Genomic DNA, 20,260 nt, shown 5'->3' on the forward strand with positions numbered 1-20,260 from the left:
AAAAAACGGAGGCGGAATTTGTTATAATGAGAAAAAAGGAGGCGGGAGATGCTCACACATCAGCGGATACAGGAATATTTACAGGCATATGCACTTCAGGACCGGCGTTGGAAGCATCAATGGCAGGAGCTGCCGGAAACCGAATCCTGTCCTTCTTTATATGTGCAGAGCTTCGAGCCGGAGGTTTATGAAAAAACAGTGCTGGTGATCCACGGTTATTTTGACCACAGCGCTACGAACCGCCTGCTGCTTTTTCATTTGCTGGAGCAGGGCTTCCGCGTGCTTCTTTTTGACCTGCCCGGCCACGGGCTCTCAGGTGGGAAGCGCCACGAAGTGGAGACCTTTTCCGTTTACCAGATCGCTTTGAACCGGGTGATTAATATCGAAGAGGGGACGTTGTACGCGATCGGCCATAGTACGGGAGGCGGGCTGCTCGCTGAGTATATGCTGAACGGCGGGCAGAAACTGCAGAAAGCAGCGCTGGTAGCTCCGCTGCTTCGTTCGAGTCCCTGGTGGCCGAGCCGGGCCGGCGCTTTCGTTCTGGGCCCTTTTAAGCAGACGCACCCGCGCCGGTTTAGGATGCATGTAGGGTTTCCGGGGTTTATGGAAGAACTGAAGCGGGATCCGCTCCAGGGAGCCGCGATTTCGTTCACGTGGGCCCGGGCTTTAGTTCAATGGGAGCGTTATATGAGAAGTCTTTCTCCTCTGCCGGGCAGAAATGTGCAGATTCTGCAGGGTAACAATGATGAGACCATTGACTGGACGTTTAACATGCAGGCTTATCACCGGCTGTTCCCGCAGGCGGAAAAGATATTTATTGAAAACGGAAGTCATGCGCTTTTAAATGAACACAGTCACATCCGAGCTGTCGTTTTTCATCTTCTGCTTCGTTTTTTGAAATAGTGTCTGCGCATTTCATGCAGATAAAGATATAAGGAGGGGGAAGCCGGATGCAGGAACCGGTTGGGAACTGCTGTTTATGCGGTCGGATCGTCTATTGTATGGATGGATTTTTAAATGGAGTTTATATAGATAACGACTTATACTGCTTTCCATGTAGAAAAGAACAACCTCTCCTGTGAGAAGTTGTTCTTTTCCGGCTGTTGAAAAAATACGTATGTGCATACATAAACCTGTACAAGGGGCGCTTTCCGCAGGCCATGCCTCAGCTGAAGAGAGAAGCGCTCTTCAGCTTCACCGATGGCTGTTCTGCAGGAGTCGCCCCTCTTTGTTTTTCCTAGGCTTTTGCAAGCTCACTCGTTTTGCCGGCTTTCATTACCATGCCGTCGAGTGGTTTACCCATCCAATATTCAATCTGGCGTGCCAGATCAATCATTTTATCCAGATCCACTCCGGTAGGGACTCCCATTTCTTCGAACATATGAATCATATCTTCCGAGGACACATTGCCAACAGCATTAGGCGCAAAGGGACAGCCGCCGAGGCCGCCGACCGAAGCATCAAACCGGATGATGCCGGCTTCGTATCCCGCAAACACATTAGCCAGTCCCAGGCCGCGGGTATTGTGAAAATGAAGACCCAGCTGTATATCCTCTCCGACTGCCTTCTGCACGGAGGCAACGCGTTCTTTGACGGAAATTGGGTTGGCCATGCCTGTTGTATCGGCAAGCACCACGCTGTCGGCGCCGGCTTTCACGAAAGCCTGGGCAGCCTGAATGACCTGCTTTTCTGTTACTTCTCCTTCATATGGACATCCAAATGATGTGGCCAGTACTGCTGTAAAGGGACGTTCTCCTTTTGCTTCTTTTAGAGCGTGTGTCAGTTCCTGTATTCCTTCTTTAGTCGTGCGTCTGGCATTTTTTTTGTTGAACGTGTCGCTTACAGCAAGCGTCGCATGCAGGCGGTCGATCGAAGTTGAGAGAGCACGGTCAATGCCTGAAGCGCTGAGAACCAGTCCTGCAATTTCCGTTCCTTCCCGTTTTTCGAGCTGATCTACCACAATTTCAGCATCAGCCATCTGCGGCACGACTTTAGGGTTCACGAAAGAAACAGCTTCTACTTTTCTAACCCCTGCCCCAATAGCCCGTTCAATCATTTCTACTTTCTGACCGGTCGTTAAAAGCACCTTTTCATTTTGAATACCGTCCCTTGGTCCTACTTCGCATAGTTCAATCATCTGTTCCGCCTCCTTCATAATAATGAAGCACGTAATCCCTGCCGCGGAAAATATGTTCGGTCATCGCGGCCTTTGCCCGTTCTACATCTCCGGATTCAACGGCCCGCAGGATCGTATGGTGATTCTGCAGGGAATAAAAAAGATTTTTTTCATCGAACCAGTAAAAAGACCGGAAAATAAGGGGTAATACAACTACTTTGGAAATCAGCTCCCGGACATGGTCGTTGCGGCTTGCTTCGAAAACCGCGTCGTGAAATACGTGATTGGCCTTTACAATAGCGTCAATACGTTCGACGTGTTCCTGCCCCTGCTTTTCCAACGCCATTTCGTAGGAATCGTTTGCCTGTTTCATTTTTTCCAGGTGGCCGTTTGTCCGGTGAATCGATGCCTGTCCCGCCGCGTAGCTTTCCAGCATGGCCCGCAGGTCGTATACCTGGCGGACATCCTCTTTTGAGAAAACTCTTACGCTGAAGCCCCGTTTTAATGGGGTGATCAGCCCGTCGAATTCAAGCTGTTTCAGCGCTTCCCGAATGGGAGTCCGGCTTACTTCCCAGTCTTTTGTCAGGCTTTCCTCTGTTAATCTGTGACCCGGCTTGTACAGACCGGTAACGATAGCTTGTTTGATTTTTTCATAAACGTTCATGGGCAGCACCTCTATCCCCATTGTATACAAGCGGGCAGAGAAAACCAAATGGTGGTTTATTGTATACAATAACGGATGTAAATAATAAAAACAGCTGATTCTTTATTTATAACAGGAAATTAAAGGTTGTCAATATAGGATAAATGAATTATTTTTAAATAGTTTGACAATTTAACTTGATAGTTTGTATACAAAGTGCTAATTTATAAGAAACAAAAGCCGTTTTTAGAATTAAATTATGTAAAGGCTTACAATTGAAAAAGAAGGTAGGTGCGCAGCATGGCGCAAATAGACGAAAAGACGAAAACGGAATCAACCGCCGGGGAGGAAACGAAACTTCCGTTGGAAGGAATTCGTGTGCTGGAAATGGGAACGCTGCTGGCGGGTCCTTTTGCCGGCAGGCTGCTGGCTGATTTTGGAGCGGAGGTTATTAAAATTGAGCCGCCGGACAAAGCAGATCCGATGCGGAGCTGGGGAAAAAGCAAGGATGGAGTAGGGCTGTGGTGGCCGATTCAATCACGTAACAAAAAGTCCATCACCTTAAATATGAGAGAAGAAGAAGGCCAGAAGCTGTTTCGCCAGCTTGCAGCTGAATCAGACATCGTCATTGAAAACTTCAGACCCGGCACGATGGAAAAATGGGGGGCCTCCTACGAAGAATTATCGGCGGATAACCCCGGCCTGATTATGATGAGAACGTCCGGATTCGGCCAGACCGGTCCTTATAAAAAGCGGGCCGGATTTGGCAGCGTGGGCGAAGCAATGGGAGGGCTCCGCCACGTAACCGGGTTCGAAGACCGACCGCCTTCGCGTATTGGTATATCAATTGGCGATACGCTGGCTGCTCTGTTTGCGACGATCGGATGCCTGACGGCAGTTCATGAACGTCATACATCCGGAAAAGGCCAGGTGATTGACACAGCCATTTATGAGTCGGTCTTTTCCGTGATGGAGAGCATTATTCCGGATTACCTGCTGGCCGATTATGTGCGCGAGCGGATGGGCAACATTCTGCCGGGCGTCGCCCCATCCAACATTTACTTTACACAGGACGAAACGTATATTGTCATCGGTGCGAACGCGGACGGGGTATTCCGGCGCCTCTGCGAAGCAATGGGAGAGCCGGAGCTTGCGGATCATCCCGATTATCACACGCATGAAGGCCGCGGCAGAAATATGAAAGCGCTGGATCTCCGGATCGAAGAATGGACCAAATCGCTGCCCGCAGAAGAGGCACTCGCTATTTTGGAGGAAAAAGGCGTCCCTTCCGGAAAGATATTTTCGGCTGAAGACATTGTAGACGACCCGCATTATAAAGAAAGAGAAATGATTGTACCTGTGGAGCACCCGGAGCTTGGGAGTTTTCCGATGCCGGGAATTGTGCCGAAATTGAGCCGCACTCCGGGCCGGATCAAAAAACCCGGCGCCGGAACAATGGGAGCTGACAATGAAGAAGTATACGGAACCATTTTGGAAATAAAAGAAGAACAGCTTAAACAGTTAAAAGACAACCATATTATTTAAAGGGCCGGAGCTGCATCCGGCTTTTGTTTCCCTAGATAATGTAAGCGCTTTTATTTGAAAGGAGAGAATGAAGATGCAAAAGAAAGTAAAAGAGCCGATCCGCAAGCCCTGGATCTGGATTACGATGGGACTGCTCGTCCTGTTTAATGCGCCGTGGTACCTCCCGGTCGGAAGCATGGAACCCTATATATTAGGCGTTCCCTACTGGGTGCTCATTTCCACTGTCCTTTCTCTTGTGCTCTGCGGCTTTTTAAGCTGGCTCTGCCTGCATGAGTGGGATATTGTAGAGGATTTGGAGGAGGAAGGCCGGGAGAGGAGCGGGAATAAATGAATCTAACGTTTTCAGGCGCAGACGGGATAATCATTCTGGTTGTTTATGCTGTTATTATGCTTGTTGTCGGCTACCTGGCCGGAAGAGGAAAAAAATTAAATGAATCGCTGAATGACTACTACCTGGCCGGAAAAAATCTGGGGATTATTGCTTTGTTTTTTACGTTATACGCCACCCAGTACAGCGGCAACACAGTAGTCGGATATGCCCCAAATGCGTATCGGGAAGGATTTTCCTGGCTGCAGTCGATTCCGTTTATGACTATTATCGTCGGAGTCTATTTGATGTTTGCGCCAAGGCTGTACGCCATTTCCAAGCGGGCCAATTTCATTACGCCTACTGACTGGGTCACGTACCGTTTCCGCAATAAAGCGGTCACGATTCTTGCGATTATTCTTATGCTGTGGGGTCTTGGTAACTATCTGCTGGAGCAGCTTGTAGCTATAGGTCAGGCTGCATCCGGTCTGACCGGCGGCACGATTCCCTATGAGTATGCGGTTATCGGCTTTGTGTTTGTCATGCTGACGTACGAATGGCTTGGTGGAATGAAGGCAGTGGCCTTCACGGACGTGATGCAGGGCATCGTGCTGATGGTAGGCATTATTGTGCTGCTCATAGGTGCGCTTACGCTGACAGGAGGCGGGATATCAAGCCTTACGTCGGACATCGCGACAACTGCACCGGAGAAAATCGGCGTTCCTGATTCTATAACGTCGGTGAACTGGCTCAGTATGATTCTGCTCGTTGGATTCGGTGCCGCTATTTATCCGCATGCCGTCCAGCGGATTTATTCTTCGCAGAGCGAGCGGACGCTGAAACGTTCTCTGTCCCGCATTGCGCTGATGCCGCCGATTACAACAGGATTTGTGTTGATTATCGGTATTATTGGCATTCAGTTGTTTCCCGATCTTGATACGGCTGCCTCTGAACAGCTCGTCGGCCTGATGGCCAATGAAGTCGCTGCTATTAACGGCTTTTACTACTGGATGATGGTTATCCTGTTCGGCGGGATTGTAGCTGCGATTGTTTCCACGGCGGACTCGGCGCTGCTCAGCTTTTCTTCCATGGTATCCAATGATATTTACGGCAAATATATTAACCCGGATGCGCCGGAAAAGAAAAAGGTGAAAGTAGGGAAATTCGCCGGAATAGGAGTGATTGCTCTGCTTTTATGGATTGCCTGGAACCCGCCCGGTACACTGTATCAGATTTTTGTACTGAAATTTGAACTGCTCGTGCAGGTGTTTCCGGCTTTTGTACTTGGACTTTACTGGAAAAGACTCGCGGCCGTGCCGGTCTTCTGGGGCATGCTCACCGGTGCCATTATTGCAGCAGCCATGACGTTGACGGGAAACAGCACGCTGTTGGGGGTTCACGGCGGTGTCATTGGGCTTGCAGCTAACTTCTTTATCTGCACGGTTGGTTCGCTTCTCATACCGGCCAGCCAGGCGAAACAGGATGAAGCAGAGGAAAGAAGCTCGATGAAACTGGAAGAAATCAAGTATAATGAAAAAACAGGTTCATTAGGATAGAGCCTTTCTGCTTTTAAACTGATGCAAAGAAGGTCCTGTTTATGACTTTATCACCGCTTACTGATGCATCAAATGAACTAACGGGCAACAAGCCGTGGATCATGCTTGGCTGGCTGCTGTTCGCACAGATTTTAGTGGCATTTGTAGGTAGAAGCCTCTCGCCGCTCGGAGTTTTCATCGGAGACAGCCTGGCGCTGACCAATGCCCAAATCGGCATGCTGCCGGCAGCCTTGTTTTTTGGGCAGTTTGCGGCAGCCATTCCCGCAGGTATTTATGTGGACAGAATCGGCACAAGGCCGCTGCTGCTGGCACTCTCCCTGTGTCTTGGCATCAGCCTTTTCCTGGCATCGATGACAACCAATTTTACAATGCTTCTGCTTCTCATCATTATCGGCGGTTTCGGTTACGGAGCCATGCATCCAACATCCAACCGCGGCATTATTTACTGGTTCGGGCATAAAAGCCGGGGCACGGCGATGGGCATTAAACAGATGGGGGTGACGGCGGGATCGGGGCTGGCCGCGCTTCTGCTCGTGCCGCTTGCCGGCTGGTACGGCTGGCGGCCGGTCGTTATGCTCGCGGCCCTGCTGTTGATTGGAGCAGGACTGCTCAGCTTCTGGCGGTACCGCGATACGAAAGAAGCAACGCTGATCCGCGGCACCCCGCAGGAAAAAGGGGAAACATTTAAGCGGCTCAAGGCAATGGGCCGTAATCGTCCGCTTCTGCTGATGAGCGGAGGCGCGATGGGCATCAATGGAGCCCAGATGTGTCTGAATACGTATATGATTATTTATGCGATTCAAATCATCGGACTCCCCATTTACCAGGCGGGCCTGCTTTTGGTCGTGTCAGAAATCGCAGGATCCCTTGGGCGTGTGGGATGGGGAACGGTCAGCGACCGCTTGTTCCACGGGAACCGCTTGATTATCCTGAGTATTATTGCAGTCGTTTCTGCCGTCTGCTCTGTTATTATGGCGGGGTTCTCGCCCGGTGCATCATTTTTATCCATGGCTGTTCTTGCCTTTTTCTTCGGAAGCTGTGTTTCCGGGTTTAATGGCTTGTGGATGAATGCCGCGACAGAGCTTGTCCCGGCAAAAGAAGCAGGACTTGCGAGCGGCTTTAGTATCAGCGTCGGTTCCTGGGGTGTTATTATCGGACCGCCTCTTTTTGGACTGATTACGGATGTTACCGGTGCTTTTACAGCCGGCTGGTACAGTCTTGCAGGCCTGCTCGGACTAATAGGATGTTTATTTATCTATCTTCATATTTCAACAAGAAAGGACGAAACCTATGCCCGGCCATGACGCTTTATCCTTTATACCGGAAGACTTAAATGACAAAGATATGTATAAGCTGTTAATCGGATCAATTGTCCCAAGGCCGATTGCATGGATCAGCTCCAAAGATAAAGAAGGAGTGCTTAATCTGGCGCCTTTCAGCTTTTTTACCGTTGCTTCAAGAAAGCCGCCGACCCTGCTTGTGTCGATCGGTCCAGGTGTCAATGAACGCGAAGGTACCGTCAAAGATACGTTGGAAAACATACGTGCGACAGAAGAATATGTTATTAATATTGTGCCGGAAAGCCTCGGCAGCAAAATGCACCGTTCATCAAAAAGCGTAGATTCGTCCATTGATGAATTTGAAATGACGGGACTGACAAAAGAACCGTCTTATCTGGTCAGCGTCCCCTCCGTAAAGGAATCGCCGATCGCTTTTGAATGCCGGCTCTCGCAGATTATTCCCGTAGGCAGTGACCATCTGGTGCTGGGAGAAGTCAAGCACGTGCGTATGAACGAAGATGTGTACTTAGGCAATTACAAAACAGACATCGATTACTGGAAGCCTCTTGGACGCCTGGCAGGAGACTATGCCGGCCTGACAGACTCGTATCCACTGCCGCAGGACGATTGATCCGGCGGTTTGATAGAAAGCGCCGCCTGGAAATTTTATACTGATCCATCCGCCCCCTCCCTGTGAGGGGTCTTTTTGTATACTTGTGAAATTTTATTGACATTTTTTTACTGGAGCACTGGAAAAACAGGATACCCTGCCGATATTAAGGAAGACAATTCGAAACGTTTATCATATAAAAAAGGGGCCCATTATGCTGAGACAACTAATCACCTCCAAAACAAGGCTGCGCCTGCTTCTTAAATTTTTTGTCAGATCAGAAAATGAAGCATACCTCCGCCAGCTTGCAAAAGAATTTAATGATTCCGCCAACGCCGTCCGAGTGGAACTTCTGCGTCTGACAAGTGAAGAACTGCTGCTTACAAGAGATGCAGGCAACACGATCATGTACCGGGCCAATAAGGATCACGAATATTTTGAAGACATACAGCGTCTCGTATGGCGTTTCACGAAGTGGGAAGAGATGAAGGAAATCTGTGAATCTCCAGCCGTAAAACAAATATATCTTGGAGAATTTAACGAAGAAAAATCATTTGAATACATAGTAGTTCACGACATGGATCAGGCGGGTGCCGGCCATATGATTTTTCCAAAACAGGGGGCGCCCATCTCTATGATGAGCCAGGAGCAGTTCGAGGAACAAAAAAAAAGCAGGACATCCTGCTTTAAAATCTGGGATTATTCGTATCTCAGCCAGTTAACAAAATGAATAATCTGAACGGCTGCAAAAGCAATGAACAGAGTAAATGCAGCGGCAGAAGAATTTAGAATAACGTCGCTGAAAGCGGCGCTGCGGCCGTCTATGAAAAACTGATGAATTTCATCAGCTAAGCCTACAAAGCTTGCGCCGGCCCAGCCAATCACGTACGACCATTTTGATTTGGAGAACGTGCGCCATAAAATAAGAGCGATTCCGCTGAAGACCATAATGTGGGCCGTTTTGCGGACGACAAAATTCAACGGCTCTGTCGGAACAAGCGGAATGATCGACAAGATGCGTTCCGTGCTCGATCCGGTAGCCACAGAAGAAGATGTCAGTGCATATAGTGCTATTACAAGGGCTGCACCAATAAGAAGCCAATGCCATCGTACCATTGCCATAATAAGTGCCTCCCATTTTTTGTCTGTAGAATCAATCAGTATATAATGCTTTTCAAGGAAAGTCCACTTTTTCTAACGGCTGTTACGTAAACAGCCGTTTTTTGCTTTGTCTACGCCGTACAAATAAAACGAGTCCCACGGCAAGCAGGGCTGCTGCGGCGCCGGCGGCGTTAATTAGAACGTCGGTAAACAGGGCGGTCCGCTCCGGCATAAAGGACTGGTGCCATTCATCAACCAGACCGTATCCGGCAGCCAGGGCCCACGCTTTTATGAAACGAAGCGAAGCTCCCCGGAGAGCCAGCCAGCATAATACAGCCAGCAGGCCGAACGCGGCCAGATGGACCGATTTTCTAAGAAAAAAGTTCACAACCGCGGCATCAAGAAACGGATTGGTAAACATCCGTTCCGTCGAGCTCCCTGTAAAAAATGTCATCCGTGTAGCCGCTGCAATAATAAGACACCAGCCGAGTGCCGCTGTCCCCCAAATATATTTTGTATTCCACATGTCTGCATCACCTGTAGAGAAGTATAAAGCAGGAAAAAAAGAAAGTCACGCAGACTTTTGCTGAAATGGTATTTATTGAAAATAGTGTTATTATTGCTTTTATAAGCAGATAAATGACGCTTCAACCAGACTTTATTTTAAAAAAGGACGTGAAGGCATGAACCCAAGAATTGTGATCGCCGGAACAGGCAGCGGAAGCGGGAAAACGACCGTTACCGTCGGCCTGCTTCAGGCATTTAAAAATAAAGGGCTGCAGGCACAGGGATTTAAATGCGGACCCGATTATATTGACCCAAGCTATCATACAGCGGTGACCGGACGGGCTTCAAGAAACACAGACAGCTGGATGCTCGGGGAAGAAGGAATGAAGGATGTGTTCCGCCGCGGCAGCGGGGACGCAGATATTTCAGTGATTGAAGGGGTGATGGGCATGTACGATGGAAAAAGTCCAACATCCGATCAAGGCAGCACAGCAGAAGTCAGTCAAATGCTAGAAGCTCCGGTCATTCTGGTTGTCAATATTTCCAGCATGGCAAGAAGCGCCGCGGCTATTGTTAAAGGATTTCAGTCCCTGTCCGACTCCAGCCGCATTGCCGGCGTGCTGCTTAACATGGCAGGAAGTGAAGGACACGCCAAACTCTGCCAGACAGCTATTGAACAGGAATGTAATGTACCTGTTGTCGGCTTTCTGCTTCGGGGGGATGCTCCGGCTATTCCGGAACGCCACTTAGGACTGATCCCTGCTATTGAGCGGGGGGAGCTGGACAGCTTTTTTGCTGAGCTCGGTACGGTAATGGCAGAGCGGATAGACCTGGACCGGATCTATGAAATTGCAGCTTCTGCCCCTGATAGAGAATGGCCGGTCCGGAAACCTGTTGAGCCTAAGCATCATGCAGTTATTGCTGTAGCGTATGACGCGGCATTTAATTTTTATTACCCGGAAAACCTGGAGCTGTTGGAAGAAAGCGGGGCTGAGCTGGTCTACTTCAAGCCGCTGGCAGACGAACCGCTTCCTTCTCAGGCAGATGGTCTTTATATCGGCGGCGGTTTCCCGGAGGAATTCGCGGAAGAGCTGGCCGGGAATCAGAAAACAAAAACGTCCATCCGCGAAGCGTTGAAAGAAAAGCTTCCCGTTTATGCAGAATGCGGAGGCTACATGTATCTGGGAGACACGCTGACAACCACAGACGGTATTCCGCATGAGATGCTCGGTATTATACCGGTGGCTGTTACGATGCAGACGAAGCTTGCATCCCTCGGATACCGGGAAATAACGGCTTTGGATGATTCCGTTATTATGCGCCGGGGCACGGTGGCAAAAGGCCACGAATTTCATTACTCCACCGCGGAGGAAAAAGCAGACTGGCCCCCTCACCACGAAGTAAAGGCGATGAGAGGAACAAAGCAGGAAGGCTACTATACCGATCACATCACCGCAGGCTACACGCATCTTCATTTTGGTTCCAACCCCTCCATCCCGGCCCGTTTTGTAGAGAAAGCCGCCGCCTGGCGGGAAAAGAAAGAGAATAAACAACAAGTTTGATGTTTGCTGAGCAGGAGCGGAAAGGGCAGCCTTTCTGCTCTTTTTTTATGCTTATTTCCTTTTGTACATTTTCTCCCATTAAAATTCTGATTTTTCTGATATAAAACAAAGATTTAAGGGAATAATAACTAAACTATACAAAAGGAGGAATAAATATATGCCCGAAAAATTATTTAAAGTGGATTTGTCAAAACCGATGGATAAGCAGGATATTCCCGGCCACAACAGGTGGCACCCGGACATTCCCGCTGCGTTTTCAGTCGATCCCGGCCAGTCTTTCCGCATGGAGTGCCTGGACTGGACCGACGGACAGATCAAAAATAATGATGACCCGTCCGACATCCGCGATGTGAACCTGAATCGGGTGCATGTGCTGAGCGGCCCGGTTCATGTAAACGGGGTGGAGCCGGGAGATCTGCTTGTAGTGGATATACTTAACGTTGGTGCTCTGCAGGAACAGGAGTGGGGATTTAACGGCGTATTTGCAAAAGAAAACGGCGGCAGCTTCCTCGTGGAGCACTTTCCGGAAGCACAGAAATCAATATGGGATTTTCACGGTATCTACACGACGTCCCGGCACATTCCGGGAGTGAAGTTCGCCGGCATTATTCATCCCGGCCTTATTGGCGTAGCCCCGTCGCATGAGCTGCTGGCAGAATGGAACAGGCGGGAAGAAGAGCTTGTCAAAACCGATCCGGACCGGGTTCCACCGCTTGCCAACCTGCCGGATAAAGACAGCGTTGTGCTTGGAACATTAAAAGGAGAAGCATTTGATAAAGTAGCGAAAGAAGGAGCAAGAACCGTTCCTCCCCGGGAAAATGGAGGCAACTGCGATATTAAAAACCTTTCGCTCGGCTCGAGAATATACTTTCCAGTGTTTGTGGAAGGTGCAAAGCTTTCTGTCGGCGATCTTCATTTCTCCCAGGGGGACGGGGAAATTACGTTCTGCGGCGGGATTGAAATGCCGGGCTGGATTGATCTTCATGTAGAAGTGATAAAAGGCGGCATGGAGAAAAACCATATCCATAAAAATCCGGTTTTCCAGCCGGGGCCGATGGATCCCCAATACAGTGAATACCTTGTATTTGAAGGAATTTCCGTCAATAAATCCGATGGGAAACAGAGCTACCTGGATTCCAATATTGCCTATCAGAATGCCTGCCTGAATGCGATTGAATATTTGAAAACAAAAGGCTATACCGCAGAGCAGGCTTACATGCTGCTTGGAACAGCTCCGGTGGAAGGCCATATTGCGGGTATTGTAGATATACCAAATGCCTGCTGCACCGTGTCGATTCCGAAAGCTATTTTTGATAAATCGATGGATCCGTCAGAATAAGGAGGGAAGGCCTGTGCCTGTATATACATTTGAGTGTGGGAACGGAGATAGATTTGATGAGTTTCATTCCTCAACAAAAGGAGACAAAAGCCGTGCGGTATGTCCTTCCTGCGGTGGGGAGGCGAAGCGTTTATTCTTTGCTCCATCAGTTTATAAAATGAACAGCACCGTGAAACAGAAAATAGACAGCGGCGCCGAACCACGTCTTCGGAAAAAAGGAGAGCAGACCGGTACGCCCATCCGCAAAAAACGTCCAGCTGTATCAAGGCCGTGGCAGATCGGTGGTTAAAAAGCAGCCCATGCGGCTTTTTAGAGTGTCGTGAAACCATTTCATCTTGTATATTTATACATGATTTCGAGATTATTTAACTCTTTGTAGAAAAATAAAAAGGAGCGTCTCCTGCAGAACAGCCATCGGTGAAGATGAAGAGTGTTTTTCTCTTCAGCTGAGGCATGGCCTGCGGAAAGCGCTCCGTTTTACAAATTTCTATATAAAATACGTATTTTTATTTTTCACCAGACGGAGCAGCCCATGCGGCTGCTTTTTTGTTAGAACAGCCTCAGCTGTTCGTAGCGTGTCGTTTTGTACACCTTGCCTCTGCCTCCAGCGGCATCGCCTGCTCCGTGGAAATCAGAGGTCGTTACGCCGAGGAGTCTTACTTCCCGGCCGAGCGAGGCGATATGTTCCAGCTGTTCACCCAGCGCGGCAAGCAGCACCTCCTGATCGTCGGTCGGATCATCGAGCGTGGTCCGCCGGGTGATCTGCTTAAAATCATAAAATTTCACTTTCAGCACGACGCACTTCACGCGGATCCGGTCCGCCTGCAGACGGCTGAGCACCTGCTGCAGAAGGTCCTTTACGATAGGAAGCATGTCTTCATATTCGCTGATATTGTGCGGAAGCGTCGTTTCCCGGCCCATGGACTTGCGCTCCCGATAGGGATTGACTTCCCGTTCGTCAATGCCCCGGGAATTGTTGTAAAATGTATGGCCGCGTTTGTGAAAGATGCGTACCAGATCCTCTTCGCTCCACGACAGCAGATCAGAGCCTGTATGCACGCCCATTTCCAGAAATTTTTCTTTTGTGGATTTTCCGACTCCACGGAAGTCACCGATCGGAAGCTCGCGGATAAAGGCGGGAGCTTTTTCGGGTGTCACTACGGTCAGACCGTCCGGTTTATCATAGTCGGAAGCAATTTTTGCGAGAAATTTATTATAAGACACGCCGGCAGATGCATTCAGTCCGGTCTTTTCTTTAATTCTTTTTTTTATTTCACGTGCTACATACGTTGCCGAAGGATAGCCCAGCTTGTTTTCCGTCACATCCAAATAAGCCTCATCAAGAGAGAGCGGCTCGACCAGGTCGGTTATTTCATAAAAAATATCCATAATCCCCTTGGAAACCTCCCGGTATTTCTGCATGTTGCCCCGCACAAATACAGCCTGGGGACAGCGCTTATAGGCTTCATGGGAGGCCATCGCCGAATGAATGCCAAACGGTCTTGCTTCGTAGGAGCAGGTAGCCACCACTCCTCTGGAATGAGGGCTTCCCCCTACCACTACCGGCTTCCCGCGGAGTTCGGGACGGTCCCGCTGCTCGATGGATGCATAGAAGGCATCCATATCTATATGAATTATTTTCCGAATCGGAGAGGTATCCATGTTTTATCACCTTTTTTCCGTTTCCATATCGTTTCCTCCATTATATAGAGGGAATGCCATAAAAACAAACGCACGTTCGTTATGAGTATAAAAGGAAAATATTTCCTTTGTTCTTTATATAGTCCTTTGAATTTACCACTCTTTTAGGTAAGATAAGAGAAGTGGCAGTTTCATTATTATGAAAAATTGGGGCGTAAGTATGAAAAAAATTGGTTTTGCAGCATTATTAATCGTATTTATAGCTGTAATGGTATACGGGAAAATTCACTATGACCAGAAAATTGCTTCGACGGTACAGTCCGACGGAGAACATACAGAAGAAGAATCATCAGTATCGGGAGCAGAAACGACCGCAGCAAATGAAGCTCCTTTAGAAGGAGCGCAGGAAGAGTTCGGTCAGAAACTGCAGGAAAGCATGGATGCAGGCGAGGAGCTTACAATTGTGCTCTCAGGCTCCGGAGCGCTGGAGTCAGCAGAGGAAAATGTTCCTGCCCTGCTTCAGGAAAAGCTTCGCAGCTATTATGATACGGACAGCATATCAGTGCGTGCCTCGACGTTTGGAAGCAGCACGTCGCTGGAAGTCATGGCAGCAGACGGGGACGTAACGGCCGCCGGGCTGGAACCGGATGTGCTTGTTTTTGAACCATTTGTTCTCAACGATAATGGAGAAGTGAGCGTAGAGGATACTCTCTTTAATACCAATGCTTTTGTGAACACGGTGGAAGCTGCCAATCCGGAAGCTGCTGTCTTTATACAGCCGCCGCAGCCGGTATACGAAGCAAGATATTACATTGACCAGGTAGAGGCACTGCGGGCAAACGCCGGGGAAAACAACCTGAATTATATTAACCATTGGGAAGCCTGGCCGGATACAGACAATGCAGAACTAAACGAAGAGTACTTAGAAGAAAACGGCGATCCATCTGCGGCCGGGCACGAACTTTGGGCCCAGGCGCTTACTGATTATTTCACAGGGGAAGAAGCTCTATAAATAAGCCAAATCTCCTGGAGACTGTGTGGTACACTGGAAATATTGAAAAGAGATACATAAAAGAATAGACAGCAGGAGTGTGTAAAATGGCAAAACGCAAGAAGGATCAAACCGGGCAGAGCAGCCGTAAGTTGGTTACCTGGTTCAACAGCAAGTCACCAGTAGCCGAGCAGTACCGGACGATTCGGACGAACCTTCAGTATGCATCAGTCGATAATAATGTACAGACCATTGCGATTACATCAGCAGGCCCGGGCGAGGGCAAGTCAACGACAGTCGCAAATCTCGCCGTAACGATGGCCCAGCAGGGAAAGAAAACTATCCTCGTCGACGCAGACTTAAGAAAGCCGACGGTGCATTACACGTTCCGCCGTACGAATACAAATGGGTTGATTAACGTGCTGGCCAACAAAGAGCCCTTTCATACGTTTACCCAGAAAACCGAAGTGCCGGATCTGGATATTCTTCCAAGCGGACCGATTCCGCCGAACCCGGCTGAAATTCTTGGCACAACGGCTATGGAGAATCTGGTAAATGATTTAAAAAAGGAATACGATATTATTTTATTTGATGCCCCGCCTGTACTCGCTGTAACGGATGTACAGGTTATATCAAAATACTGTGATGGAACCATCCTTGTTATTAAAAGCGGAGACACAGAGAAAGATTCAGCTGTTAAAGCAAAAGAACTGCTTGAAGTGACAGGAGTGCCTATACTCGGCTGCATTTTGAACCAGGTTAAAGGCATGGATCAGCGCTACTACTATTATTACGGAGAATCGTAATAATAATTATTGACAGATGGCTTCGAGTAATATAATATTTAACCAATCAACGCGTTTCTCTAATAGAGAAGCGCGTTTTTCTACGTCCTGGGACGTATTTGTGGAAAATAAGCGTAAATGCCTGGAAAAAAGGGTAAAGATAAATAGTAATTATTATTAGAAAAGGCAGCGTGATGAATATGATGAAAAGTCCCGGTCTTGCCGCCGTATTGAGTTTTTTAATTCCCGGCTTAGGGCAGATTTATAATGGACAAATTTTTAAAGGGTTAATTATTATTGCAATTCAGGCTGTGAATATTCTTCTGATGGCTATTCTTATTGGATATGTTACCTACTTTATTTTCTGGGTCTATGCAATTTATGATGCTTACCGCAGAGCGGATAAGGATAACAAGCGGGCAGGAGCCAGGCGGTAAATATAAACCATTCGTGGTTGTCCCATAATTTATTTTGTAGATTTTATTCTATGTTGTAATAAAAAAAAGACAAACCAAACAACCGTGTATTCCTTTTTAGAGGAATACACGGTTGTTTTTATATTGCCAGGATGGTCATTTCTGCCGAAAGTTTCCGTCTGGTTCAGTTTCTATCTTTATTATCAGAGCATCATATAAGGGTTTCGTTTTTAAATAGACTTTTAGAACAGTCTTGTTTGTTACTCTTCTATTAGATTATTTTCCTGTAGAAAATCCTGAACGACGAGTTCGACGCTTTCTCCTTCAATATCAACCTGGTAATTGAGATCACGCATGGTTTCGCTGTCGAGAATATCTTCCAGTGGTGCGAAGATTTCTTCGATTTCCGGATATTCTTCATAGACGTCCTCCGTCATGGAAACGGCGGCGCTGTAGGAAGGGAAAAATCCTTGATCGTCTTCGAGTACGCGGAAGCCGAAATCATCAATACGGGCATCGGTGGAAAACCCTACAGAAGCGTTCACTTCATTGTTGTTCAGGGCATTATAATAAAGGCCTGTTTCAAGCTCAGTGATGCTTCCTTCCAGGGAAAAATCATAAAACTCTTCCATGCCGGCCAGGCCATCCGCACGGTTGGCGAACTCGGCATCGGTAGCAAAGTTAATTTCCCCCGGATTTTCATTAATATAGGCAGCAAAATCGCTGATTGTTTCAATCCCCAGCTCTTCAGCTTCCTCCTCCTGCATCATGATCGCATACGTATTATTTGCCTCCGTCAGGTTCGTCCAGACAATGTCGTTTTCCGCATCGAGACGGTTTACTTCTGCAAAGGCTTCTTCGGAGTCGGCAATCGGCGGCTGGTCCAAATAAGTAACAAGCCCGGTGCCTACATAATCCCACGTAATATCAATCTGCTCGGTCTCGAGCGCCTGCCGAAGCGCCGTACTTCCCAACTCGGAAATTTCATCTACTTGAAAGCCGTTATCTTCTAATAAGAAAACCGACATTTTAGCGAGAATAGCCTGTTCGGTAAAGTTTTTGGCGCCAACCTTCACGGATTTTCCGCCTACTGAACAGGAAGAGAGCACAAGCACTAAGGCCAGCATACTAATTCCAATTAATCGTTTCATGATTCAGCCTCCTATGCTTCATTTGCTTCCCGGGCCAGAATCAGCCCTTTAGGGGTAAGAACACGCTCCAGGTAGCGGAACAGCAGGTCCACAGCGATCGCTAGAAGCGTAACGGGCACGGCGCCTGAAATTAAATATGAATTATCAAACAGACGGATGCCGGTAAAAATCCATACCCCGAGGCCGCCGGCTCCAACAAGGTAGGCAAGAGCTGCCGTGCCGATGTTAATAACAAGCGCTGTACGGATTCCGGCAATGATGGACACGACCGCATTCGGAAGCTCCACTTTCCAGAGAATCTGCAGGTTTGTCAGACCCATGCCGCGCGCTGCATCCTTAGTGTTTTCATCAACGGAATCAAGGCCGGCAATCGTGTTCTGCAGAATAGGCAGAAGCGAGTATACAAACAAAGCAAGAATCGCCGCCTCCACACCAATGCCGAGGACACCCATGGCGAGCGCCAGAACAGCGAGGCTTGGAATCGTCTGGCCAAGGTTGGCAACCGTGACGATAAACCACTCGGTCCGGCGGAATGCCGGACGGGTAACGAAAATGCCCAGCGGCACGGCAATAAGTACAGCTGCAAACCCGGAAGCAAAAATAATGAGAACATGCTCCCCAAGAAGTTCAAGAAAAAGACCGGGCTGTTCGTAAATCTGACGGAACATTCCCTGGGAGAATCCCCAGATGAAAAAAGCTGCAATGGCCGTCCAAAGAAGAATTTTTACGACAAGGGCTGTCCGTTTATTAAACGTGTCCATCCTCAGCCCTCCTGTCCTTTAATTTCTTTATGAAGAAATTGTTCCAGCAGATCCATTGTCAGGCTGCCGTGATTATTGCCTTCATTGTCTTCAATAACAAGCTGGTCTGCTTCCTGGTTTAAAATCATGGATATGGCCACCCGGAGTGAGGTGTCTTCGTTAATTGTCCGGATGTCTTTGGATTCGAAGTTCGGCTTCAGCGTGAAAGCTTTGTACAGGTCTTTTACCGTATACAGGCTCATACTTTTCAGTACGCGGTCAGAGCCGACAAACTCATTGACGAATTCATTTTTCGGATGATTTAAAATTTCAGCGGGCGTATCATACTGCATCACTTCACCGTCCCGGAGAAGCACAATTTTATCTCCCATTTTGACAGCTTCATCAATATCATGACTAACAAATAGAATGGTCTTTTTCACTTCACGCTGAATCTGCAGAAATTCCTCCTGAAGGCGGGCGCGGATAATCGGATCAAGGGCGCCGAATGGTTCATCCATCAGCATTACGGGCGGATCAGCCGCGAGAGCCCGGGCCACACCAATTCGCTGCTGCTGGCCGCCGGATAGTTCATGGGGAAATCGTTTTTTAAATTCATCCGGGTTCAGGCCGATAAGATCCATTAAGTAGTTAAAGCGGTCGCGCTTTTTCGCACGGTCCCAGCCGAGAAGCTGAGGAACGATCATCATGTTCTGCTCGATGGTCATGTTTGGAAACAGACCGTTGCTTTGAATAACGTAGCCGATTTTGCGGCGCATCTCGATTTTGTCGAGCGTCGTTACGTCTTCTCCGTTTAAAAGAATGGAGCCGCTCGAGATGGTTTCAAGCTGATTTACCATACGGAGAAGCGTAGTTTTTCCACAGCCGGAAGGACCGATTAGAATAACCATCTCTCCGTCTGGCACCGTTAAATCCACATTGTTGATTGCTTTTACGTCGCCTTCATACACTTTATTTACATTATCGAACTGTATCATATCGTCACCCTCTAATTAGTTAGCGCCTTTCGGCGTCAGTTTCTTTTGAATCAGTTTTAAAATAAAATCAGCCAGTATGGCCACAACAGCGACAGAGATCGCTCCGGCCAGCACCATAGTAGTATTCGCGCGGACAATTCCCTGATAAATGACAACGCCGAGGCCGCCTGCACCAATAAACGCGGCGATGGCTCCGATTCCGATATTAAGTACGGTTGCTGTACGGACCCCCGCCATAATCAACGGCATGGCGTTCGGGATTTCGACCTTCCACAACCGCTGCAGGGTCGTCATGCCGAGTCCGTTTGCTGCATCACGCAGCTGGGGGTCGACGTTTTGAATGCCTGTATACGTATTGCGGATGATTGGAAGCTGGGAATAAAGCACAAGTGCAAGAAAGGCGGGAAGAAATCCAACCCCCTGATTAATAACGGACAGGACGGGAATCATGACGCCAAATAAAGCAATACTCGGGATAGTCATAAAAACGGAGGCGAGCTGCAGAATAGTACCGGCCAGATATTTGTTGGTCGTTAAATAAATGCCAATCGGTACCCCGATCAAAATCGCGGTAATCGTAGCGAGACCGACAATTTCGAGATGGTCGAGCATGTAGCCCCAAAGAAATGGATAGTTTTTGACAAAATATTCGATCAATTCATTCATCACGTGTTCTCCTTTACTTAAAATAAAGCCTGTTCCTGCCGCATAGACAACATACAGACTTTTCTCGTTCCTGTATTTACCGGACCATTGTGAATAAATTTATCATATCACTATAGTATTTTTAATACAAACCCTGTCACAGAGGGATATACCTATCTAATCGGTGATAGCTGCGTCTCACAACAACTAAACCGCTTAGAAGAGAAATCGGTATTATTTATAATGGCCTGTTTTATATCATCAAATAAAGTCCGCAGAAGCGGAGCTGTTTTCTTTTTGATAAACTAATAAAATAAATCAAAAAGG

At 48.1% G+C, this 20,260-nt stretch carries 22 protein-coding genes; 13 read left to right on the forward strand and 9 right to left on the reverse strand.

Annotated elements, in window-relative coordinates:
- Window positions 1–48 precede the first annotated feature (48 nt).
- Window positions 49–903: an alpha/beta hydrolase gene (locus ATL39_RS01985; protein WP_120191610.1), complete on the forward strand. Its 855-nt coding sequence runs from the start codon at window positions 49–51 to the stop codon at window positions 901–903.
- Window positions 904–1,237: 334 nt separating this feature from the next.
- Here ATL39_RS01985 and ATL39_RS01990 read toward each other — a convergent pair whose 3' ends face one another.
- A complete protein-coding gene (locus ATL39_RS01990; protein ID WP_120191611.1) occupies window positions 1,238–2,137 on the reverse strand; it encodes a hydroxymethylglutaryl-CoA lyase in 900 nt (299 codons plus the stop codon).
- Window positions 2,130–2,780, reverse strand: a complete 651-nt coding sequence (locus tag ATL39_RS01995) for a GntR family transcriptional regulator (protein WP_120191612.1) — start codon at window positions 2,778–2,780, stop codon at window positions 2,130–2,132. The genes ATL39_RS01990 and ATL39_RS01995 overlap by 8 nt, the downstream gene beginning before the upstream one ends.
- Window positions 2,781–3,059: 279 nt before the next feature.
- On the opposite strand from ATL39_RS01995, the gene ATL39_RS02000 reads away from it, so the two are divergent.
- The 6 genes from ATL39_RS02000 to ATL39_RS02025 all read left to right on the forward strand — a co-directional run bounded on the left by ATL39_RS02000 (window position 3,060) and on the right by ATL39_RS02025 (window position 8,787).
- Window positions 3,060–4,304 (forward strand): CaiB/BaiF CoA transferase family protein, encoded by a 1,245-nt coding sequence (locus tag ATL39_RS02000; RefSeq protein ID WP_120191613.1) that lies wholly within the window; start codon window positions 3,060–3,062, stop codon window positions 4,302–4,304.
- A 73-nt stretch (window positions 4,305–4,377) separates the two neighbouring features.
- Window positions 4,378–4,635, forward strand: coding sequence for a hypothetical protein (locus tag ATL39_RS02005; RefSeq protein WP_120191614.1), 258 nt, complete (start codon window positions 4,378–4,380; stop codon window positions 4,633–4,635).
- Window positions 4,632–6,167 carry a sodium:solute symporter family protein gene (locus tag ATL39_RS02010; protein ID WP_120191615.1) on the forward strand — a complete coding sequence of 512 codons (1,536 nt, stop codon included), beginning with the start codon at window positions 4,632–4,634 and terminating at the stop codon, window positions 6,165–6,167. The genes ATL39_RS02005 and ATL39_RS02010 overlap by 4 nt, the downstream gene beginning before the upstream one ends.
- 41 nt (window positions 6,168–6,208) lie before the next feature.
- Window positions 6,209–7,471, forward strand: coding sequence for an MFS transporter (locus ATL39_RS02015; RefSeq protein ID WP_120191616.1), 1,263 nt, complete (start codon window positions 6,209–6,211; stop codon window positions 7,469–7,471).
- Complete coding sequence (locus ATL39_RS02020) at window positions 7,458–8,078, forward strand: flavin reductase family protein (RefSeq protein ID WP_120191617.1); 621 nt, start codon at window positions 7,458–7,460, stop codon at window positions 8,076–8,078. Before ATL39_RS02015 ends, ATL39_RS02020 begins: the two co-directional genes overlap by 14 nt.
- Before the next feature lie 193 nt (window positions 8,079–8,271).
- A complete protein-coding gene (locus ATL39_RS02025) occupies window positions 8,272–8,787 on the forward strand; it encodes a winged helix-turn-helix domain-containing protein (protein WP_120191618.1) in 516 nt (171 codons plus the stop codon).
- Here the strand turns inward: ATL39_RS02025 and ATL39_RS02030 are convergent.
- Window positions 8,757–9,179, reverse strand: a complete 423-nt coding sequence (locus ATL39_RS02030; RefSeq protein WP_120191619.1) for a VanZ family protein — start codon at window positions 9,177–9,179, stop codon at window positions 8,757–8,759. The genes ATL39_RS02025 and ATL39_RS02030 overlap by 31 nt on opposite strands.
- 82 nt (window positions 9,180–9,261) lie before the next feature.
- Window positions 9,262–9,684, reverse strand: a complete 423-nt coding sequence (locus ATL39_RS02035) for a VanZ family protein (RefSeq protein ID WP_120191620.1) — start codon at window positions 9,682–9,684, stop codon at window positions 9,262–9,264.
- A 157-nt stretch (window positions 9,685–9,841) separates the two neighbouring features.
- Between ATL39_RS02035 and ATL39_RS02040 the strand changes: the two genes are divergently transcribed.
- The 3 genes from ATL39_RS02040 to ATL39_RS02050 all read left to right on the forward strand — a co-directional run bounded on the left by ATL39_RS02040 (window position 9,842) and on the right by ATL39_RS02050 (window position 12,855).
- Window positions 9,842–11,227: a cobyrinic acid a,c-diamide synthase CobB gene (locus ATL39_RS02040; RefSeq protein WP_120191621.1), complete on the forward strand. Its 1,386-nt coding sequence runs from the start codon at window positions 9,842–9,844 to the stop codon at window positions 11,225–11,227.
- 157 nt (window positions 11,228–11,384) lie between these two features.
- A complete protein-coding gene (gene fmdA, locus ATL39_RS02045) occupies window positions 11,385–12,566 on the forward strand; it encodes a formamidase (protein WP_120191622.1) in 1,182 nt (393 codons plus the stop codon).
- Window positions 12,567–12,579: 13 nt separating this feature from the next.
- Window positions 12,580–12,855: an FmdB family zinc ribbon protein gene (locus ATL39_RS02050; RefSeq protein ID WP_170146806.1), complete on the forward strand. Its 276-nt coding sequence runs from the start codon at window positions 12,580–12,582 to the stop codon at window positions 12,853–12,855.
- A gap of 260 nt (window positions 12,856–13,115) precedes the next feature.
- On the opposite strand, the gene dinB is transcribed toward ATL39_RS02050, so the two are convergent.
- Window positions 13,116–14,228, reverse strand: a complete 1,113-nt coding sequence (dinB, locus tag ATL39_RS02055) for a DNA polymerase IV (protein WP_120191624.1) — start codon at window positions 14,226–14,228, stop codon at window positions 13,116–13,118.
- A gap of 199 nt (window positions 14,229–14,427) precedes the next feature.
- Here dinB and ATL39_RS02060 point away from each other — a divergent pair, with 199 nt between their 5' ends.
- The 3 genes from ATL39_RS02060 (at window position 14,428) to ATL39_RS02070 (ending at window position 16,420) form a co-directional block, all read left to right on the forward strand.
- Complete coding sequence (locus ATL39_RS02060; protein ID WP_120191625.1) at window positions 14,428–15,219, forward strand: SGNH/GDSL hydrolase family protein; 792 nt, start codon at window positions 14,428–14,430, stop codon at window positions 15,217–15,219.
- 86 nt (window positions 15,220–15,305) lie between these two features.
- Entirely contained in the window at window positions 15,306–16,004 is a 699-nt protein-coding gene (locus ATL39_RS02065; protein ID WP_120191626.1) for a CpsD/CapB family tyrosine-protein kinase, read from the forward strand.
- Between the two features lie 173 nt (window positions 16,005–16,177).
- On the forward strand, window positions 16,178–16,420 hold the full coding sequence (locus tag ATL39_RS02070) for a DUF5683 domain-containing protein (RefSeq protein ID WP_120191627.1): 243 nt from the start codon (window positions 16,178–16,180) through the stop codon (window positions 16,418–16,420).
- Window positions 16,421–16,659: 239 nt separating this feature from the next.
- On the opposite strand, the gene ATL39_RS02075 is transcribed toward ATL39_RS02070, so the two are convergent.
- The 4 genes from ATL39_RS02075 to ATL39_RS02090 are packed head-to-tail and all read right to left on the reverse strand — an operon-like array spanning window position 16,660 to window position 19,954.
- A complete protein-coding gene (locus ATL39_RS02075) occupies window positions 16,660–17,550 on the reverse strand; it encodes an ABC transporter substrate-binding protein (protein ID WP_245960890.1) in 891 nt (296 codons plus the stop codon).
- A gap of 11 nt (window positions 17,551–17,561) precedes the next feature.
- A complete protein-coding gene (locus ATL39_RS02080) occupies window positions 17,562–18,311 on the reverse strand; it encodes an ABC transporter permease (RefSeq protein ID WP_120191629.1) in 750 nt (249 codons plus the stop codon).
- Between the two features lie 2 nt (window positions 18,312–18,313).
- Entirely contained in the window at window positions 18,314–19,288 is a 975-nt protein-coding gene (locus ATL39_RS02085; protein WP_120191630.1) for an ABC transporter ATP-binding protein, read from the reverse strand.
- Between the two features lie 15 nt (window positions 19,289–19,303).
- The gene (locus ATL39_RS02090) at window positions 19,304–19,954 is read right to left on the reverse strand and encodes an ABC transporter permease (RefSeq protein WP_120191631.1); all 651 of its coding nucleotides are present in this window, start codon (window positions 19,952–19,954) and stop codon (window positions 19,304–19,306) included.
- Window positions 19,955–20,260: the final 306 nt, after the last annotated feature.

Source organism: Sinobaca qinghaiensis, from assembly GCF_003610495.1.
Taxonomy (GTDB): domain Bacteria; phylum Bacillota; class Bacilli; order Bacillales; family Marinococcaceae; genus Sinobaca; species Sinobaca qinghaiensis.

Excerpts from the sequence above, each read along its gene's own strand:
- dinB (WP_120191624.1), bottom strand. The coding sequence starts at position 14,228 with ATGGATACCTCTCCGATTCGGAAAATAATTCATATAGATATGGATGCC.
- ATL39_RS01990 (WP_120191611.1), bottom strand. The coding sequence starts at position 2,137 with ATGATTGAACTATGCGAAGTAGGACCAAGGGACGGTATTCAAAATGAA.
- ATL39_RS02010 (WP_120191615.1), top strand. The coding sequence starts at position 4,632 with ATGAATCTAACGTTTTCAGGCGCAGACGGGATAATCATTCTGGTTGTT.
- ATL39_RS02075 (WP_245960890.1), bottom strand. The coding sequence starts at position 17,550 with ATGAAACGATTAATTGGAATTAGTATGCTGGCCTTAGTGCTTGTGCTC.
- ATL39_RS02005 (WP_120191614.1), top strand. The coding sequence starts at position 4,378 with ATGCAAAAGAAAGTAAAAGAGCCGATCCGCAAGCCCTGGATCTGGATT.
- ATL39_RS02070 (WP_120191627.1), top strand. The coding sequence starts at position 16,178 with ATGAATATGATGAAAAGTCCCGGTCTTGCCGCCGTATTGAGTTTTTTA.
- ATL39_RS02020 (WP_120191617.1), top strand. The coding sequence starts at position 7,458 with ATGCCCGGCCATGACGCTTTATCCTTTATACCGGAAGACTTAAATGAC.
- ATL39_RS02090 (WP_120191631.1), bottom strand. The coding sequence starts at position 19,954 with ATGAATGAATTGATCGAATATTTTGTCAAAAACTATCCATTTCTTTGG.
- ATL39_RS02015 (WP_120191616.1), top strand. The coding sequence starts at position 6,209 with ATGACTTTATCACCGCTTACTGATGCATCAAATGAACTAACGGGCAAC.
- ATL39_RS02060 (WP_120191625.1), top strand. The coding sequence starts at position 14,428 with ATGAAAAAAATTGGTTTTGCAGCATTATTAATCGTATTTATAGCTGTA.
- ATL39_RS02030 (WP_120191619.1), bottom strand. The coding sequence starts at position 9,179 with ATGGCAATGGTACGATGGCATTGGCTTCTTATTGGTGCAGCCCTTGTA.
- ATL39_RS01985 (WP_120191610.1), top strand. The coding sequence starts at position 49 with ATGCTCACACATCAGCGGATACAGGAATATTTACAGGCATATGCACTT.
- ATL39_RS02035 (WP_120191620.1), bottom strand. The coding sequence starts at position 9,684 with ATGTGGAATACAAAATATATTTGGGGGACAGCGGCACTCGGCTGGTGT.
- ATL39_RS02040 (WP_120191621.1), top strand. The coding sequence starts at position 9,842 with ATGAACCCAAGAATTGTGATCGCCGGAACAGGCAGCGGAAGCGGGAAA.
- ATL39_RS02065 (WP_120191626.1), top strand. The coding sequence starts at position 15,306 with ATGGCAAAACGCAAGAAGGATCAAACCGGGCAGAGCAGCCGTAAGTTG.
- ATL39_RS02025 (WP_120191618.1), top strand. The coding sequence starts at position 8,272 with ATGCTGAGACAACTAATCACCTCCAAAACAAGGCTGCGCCTGCTTCTT.
- fmdA (WP_120191622.1), top strand. The coding sequence starts at position 11,385 with ATGCCCGAAAAATTATTTAAAGTGGATTTGTCAAAACCGATGGATAAG.
- ATL39_RS01995 (WP_120191612.1), bottom strand. The coding sequence starts at position 2,780 with ATGAACGTTTATGAAAAAATCAAACAAGCTATCGTTACCGGTCTGTAC.
- ATL39_RS02085 (WP_120191630.1), bottom strand. The coding sequence starts at position 19,288 with ATGATACAGTTCGATAATGTAAATAAAGTGTATGAAGGCGACGTAAAA.
- ATL39_RS02000 (WP_120191613.1), top strand. The coding sequence starts at position 3,060 with ATGGCGCAAATAGACGAAAAGACGAAAACGGAATCAACCGCCGGGGAG.
- ATL39_RS02080 (WP_120191629.1), bottom strand. The coding sequence starts at position 18,311 with ATGGACACGTTTAATAAACGGACAGCCCTTGTCGTAAAAATTCTTCTT.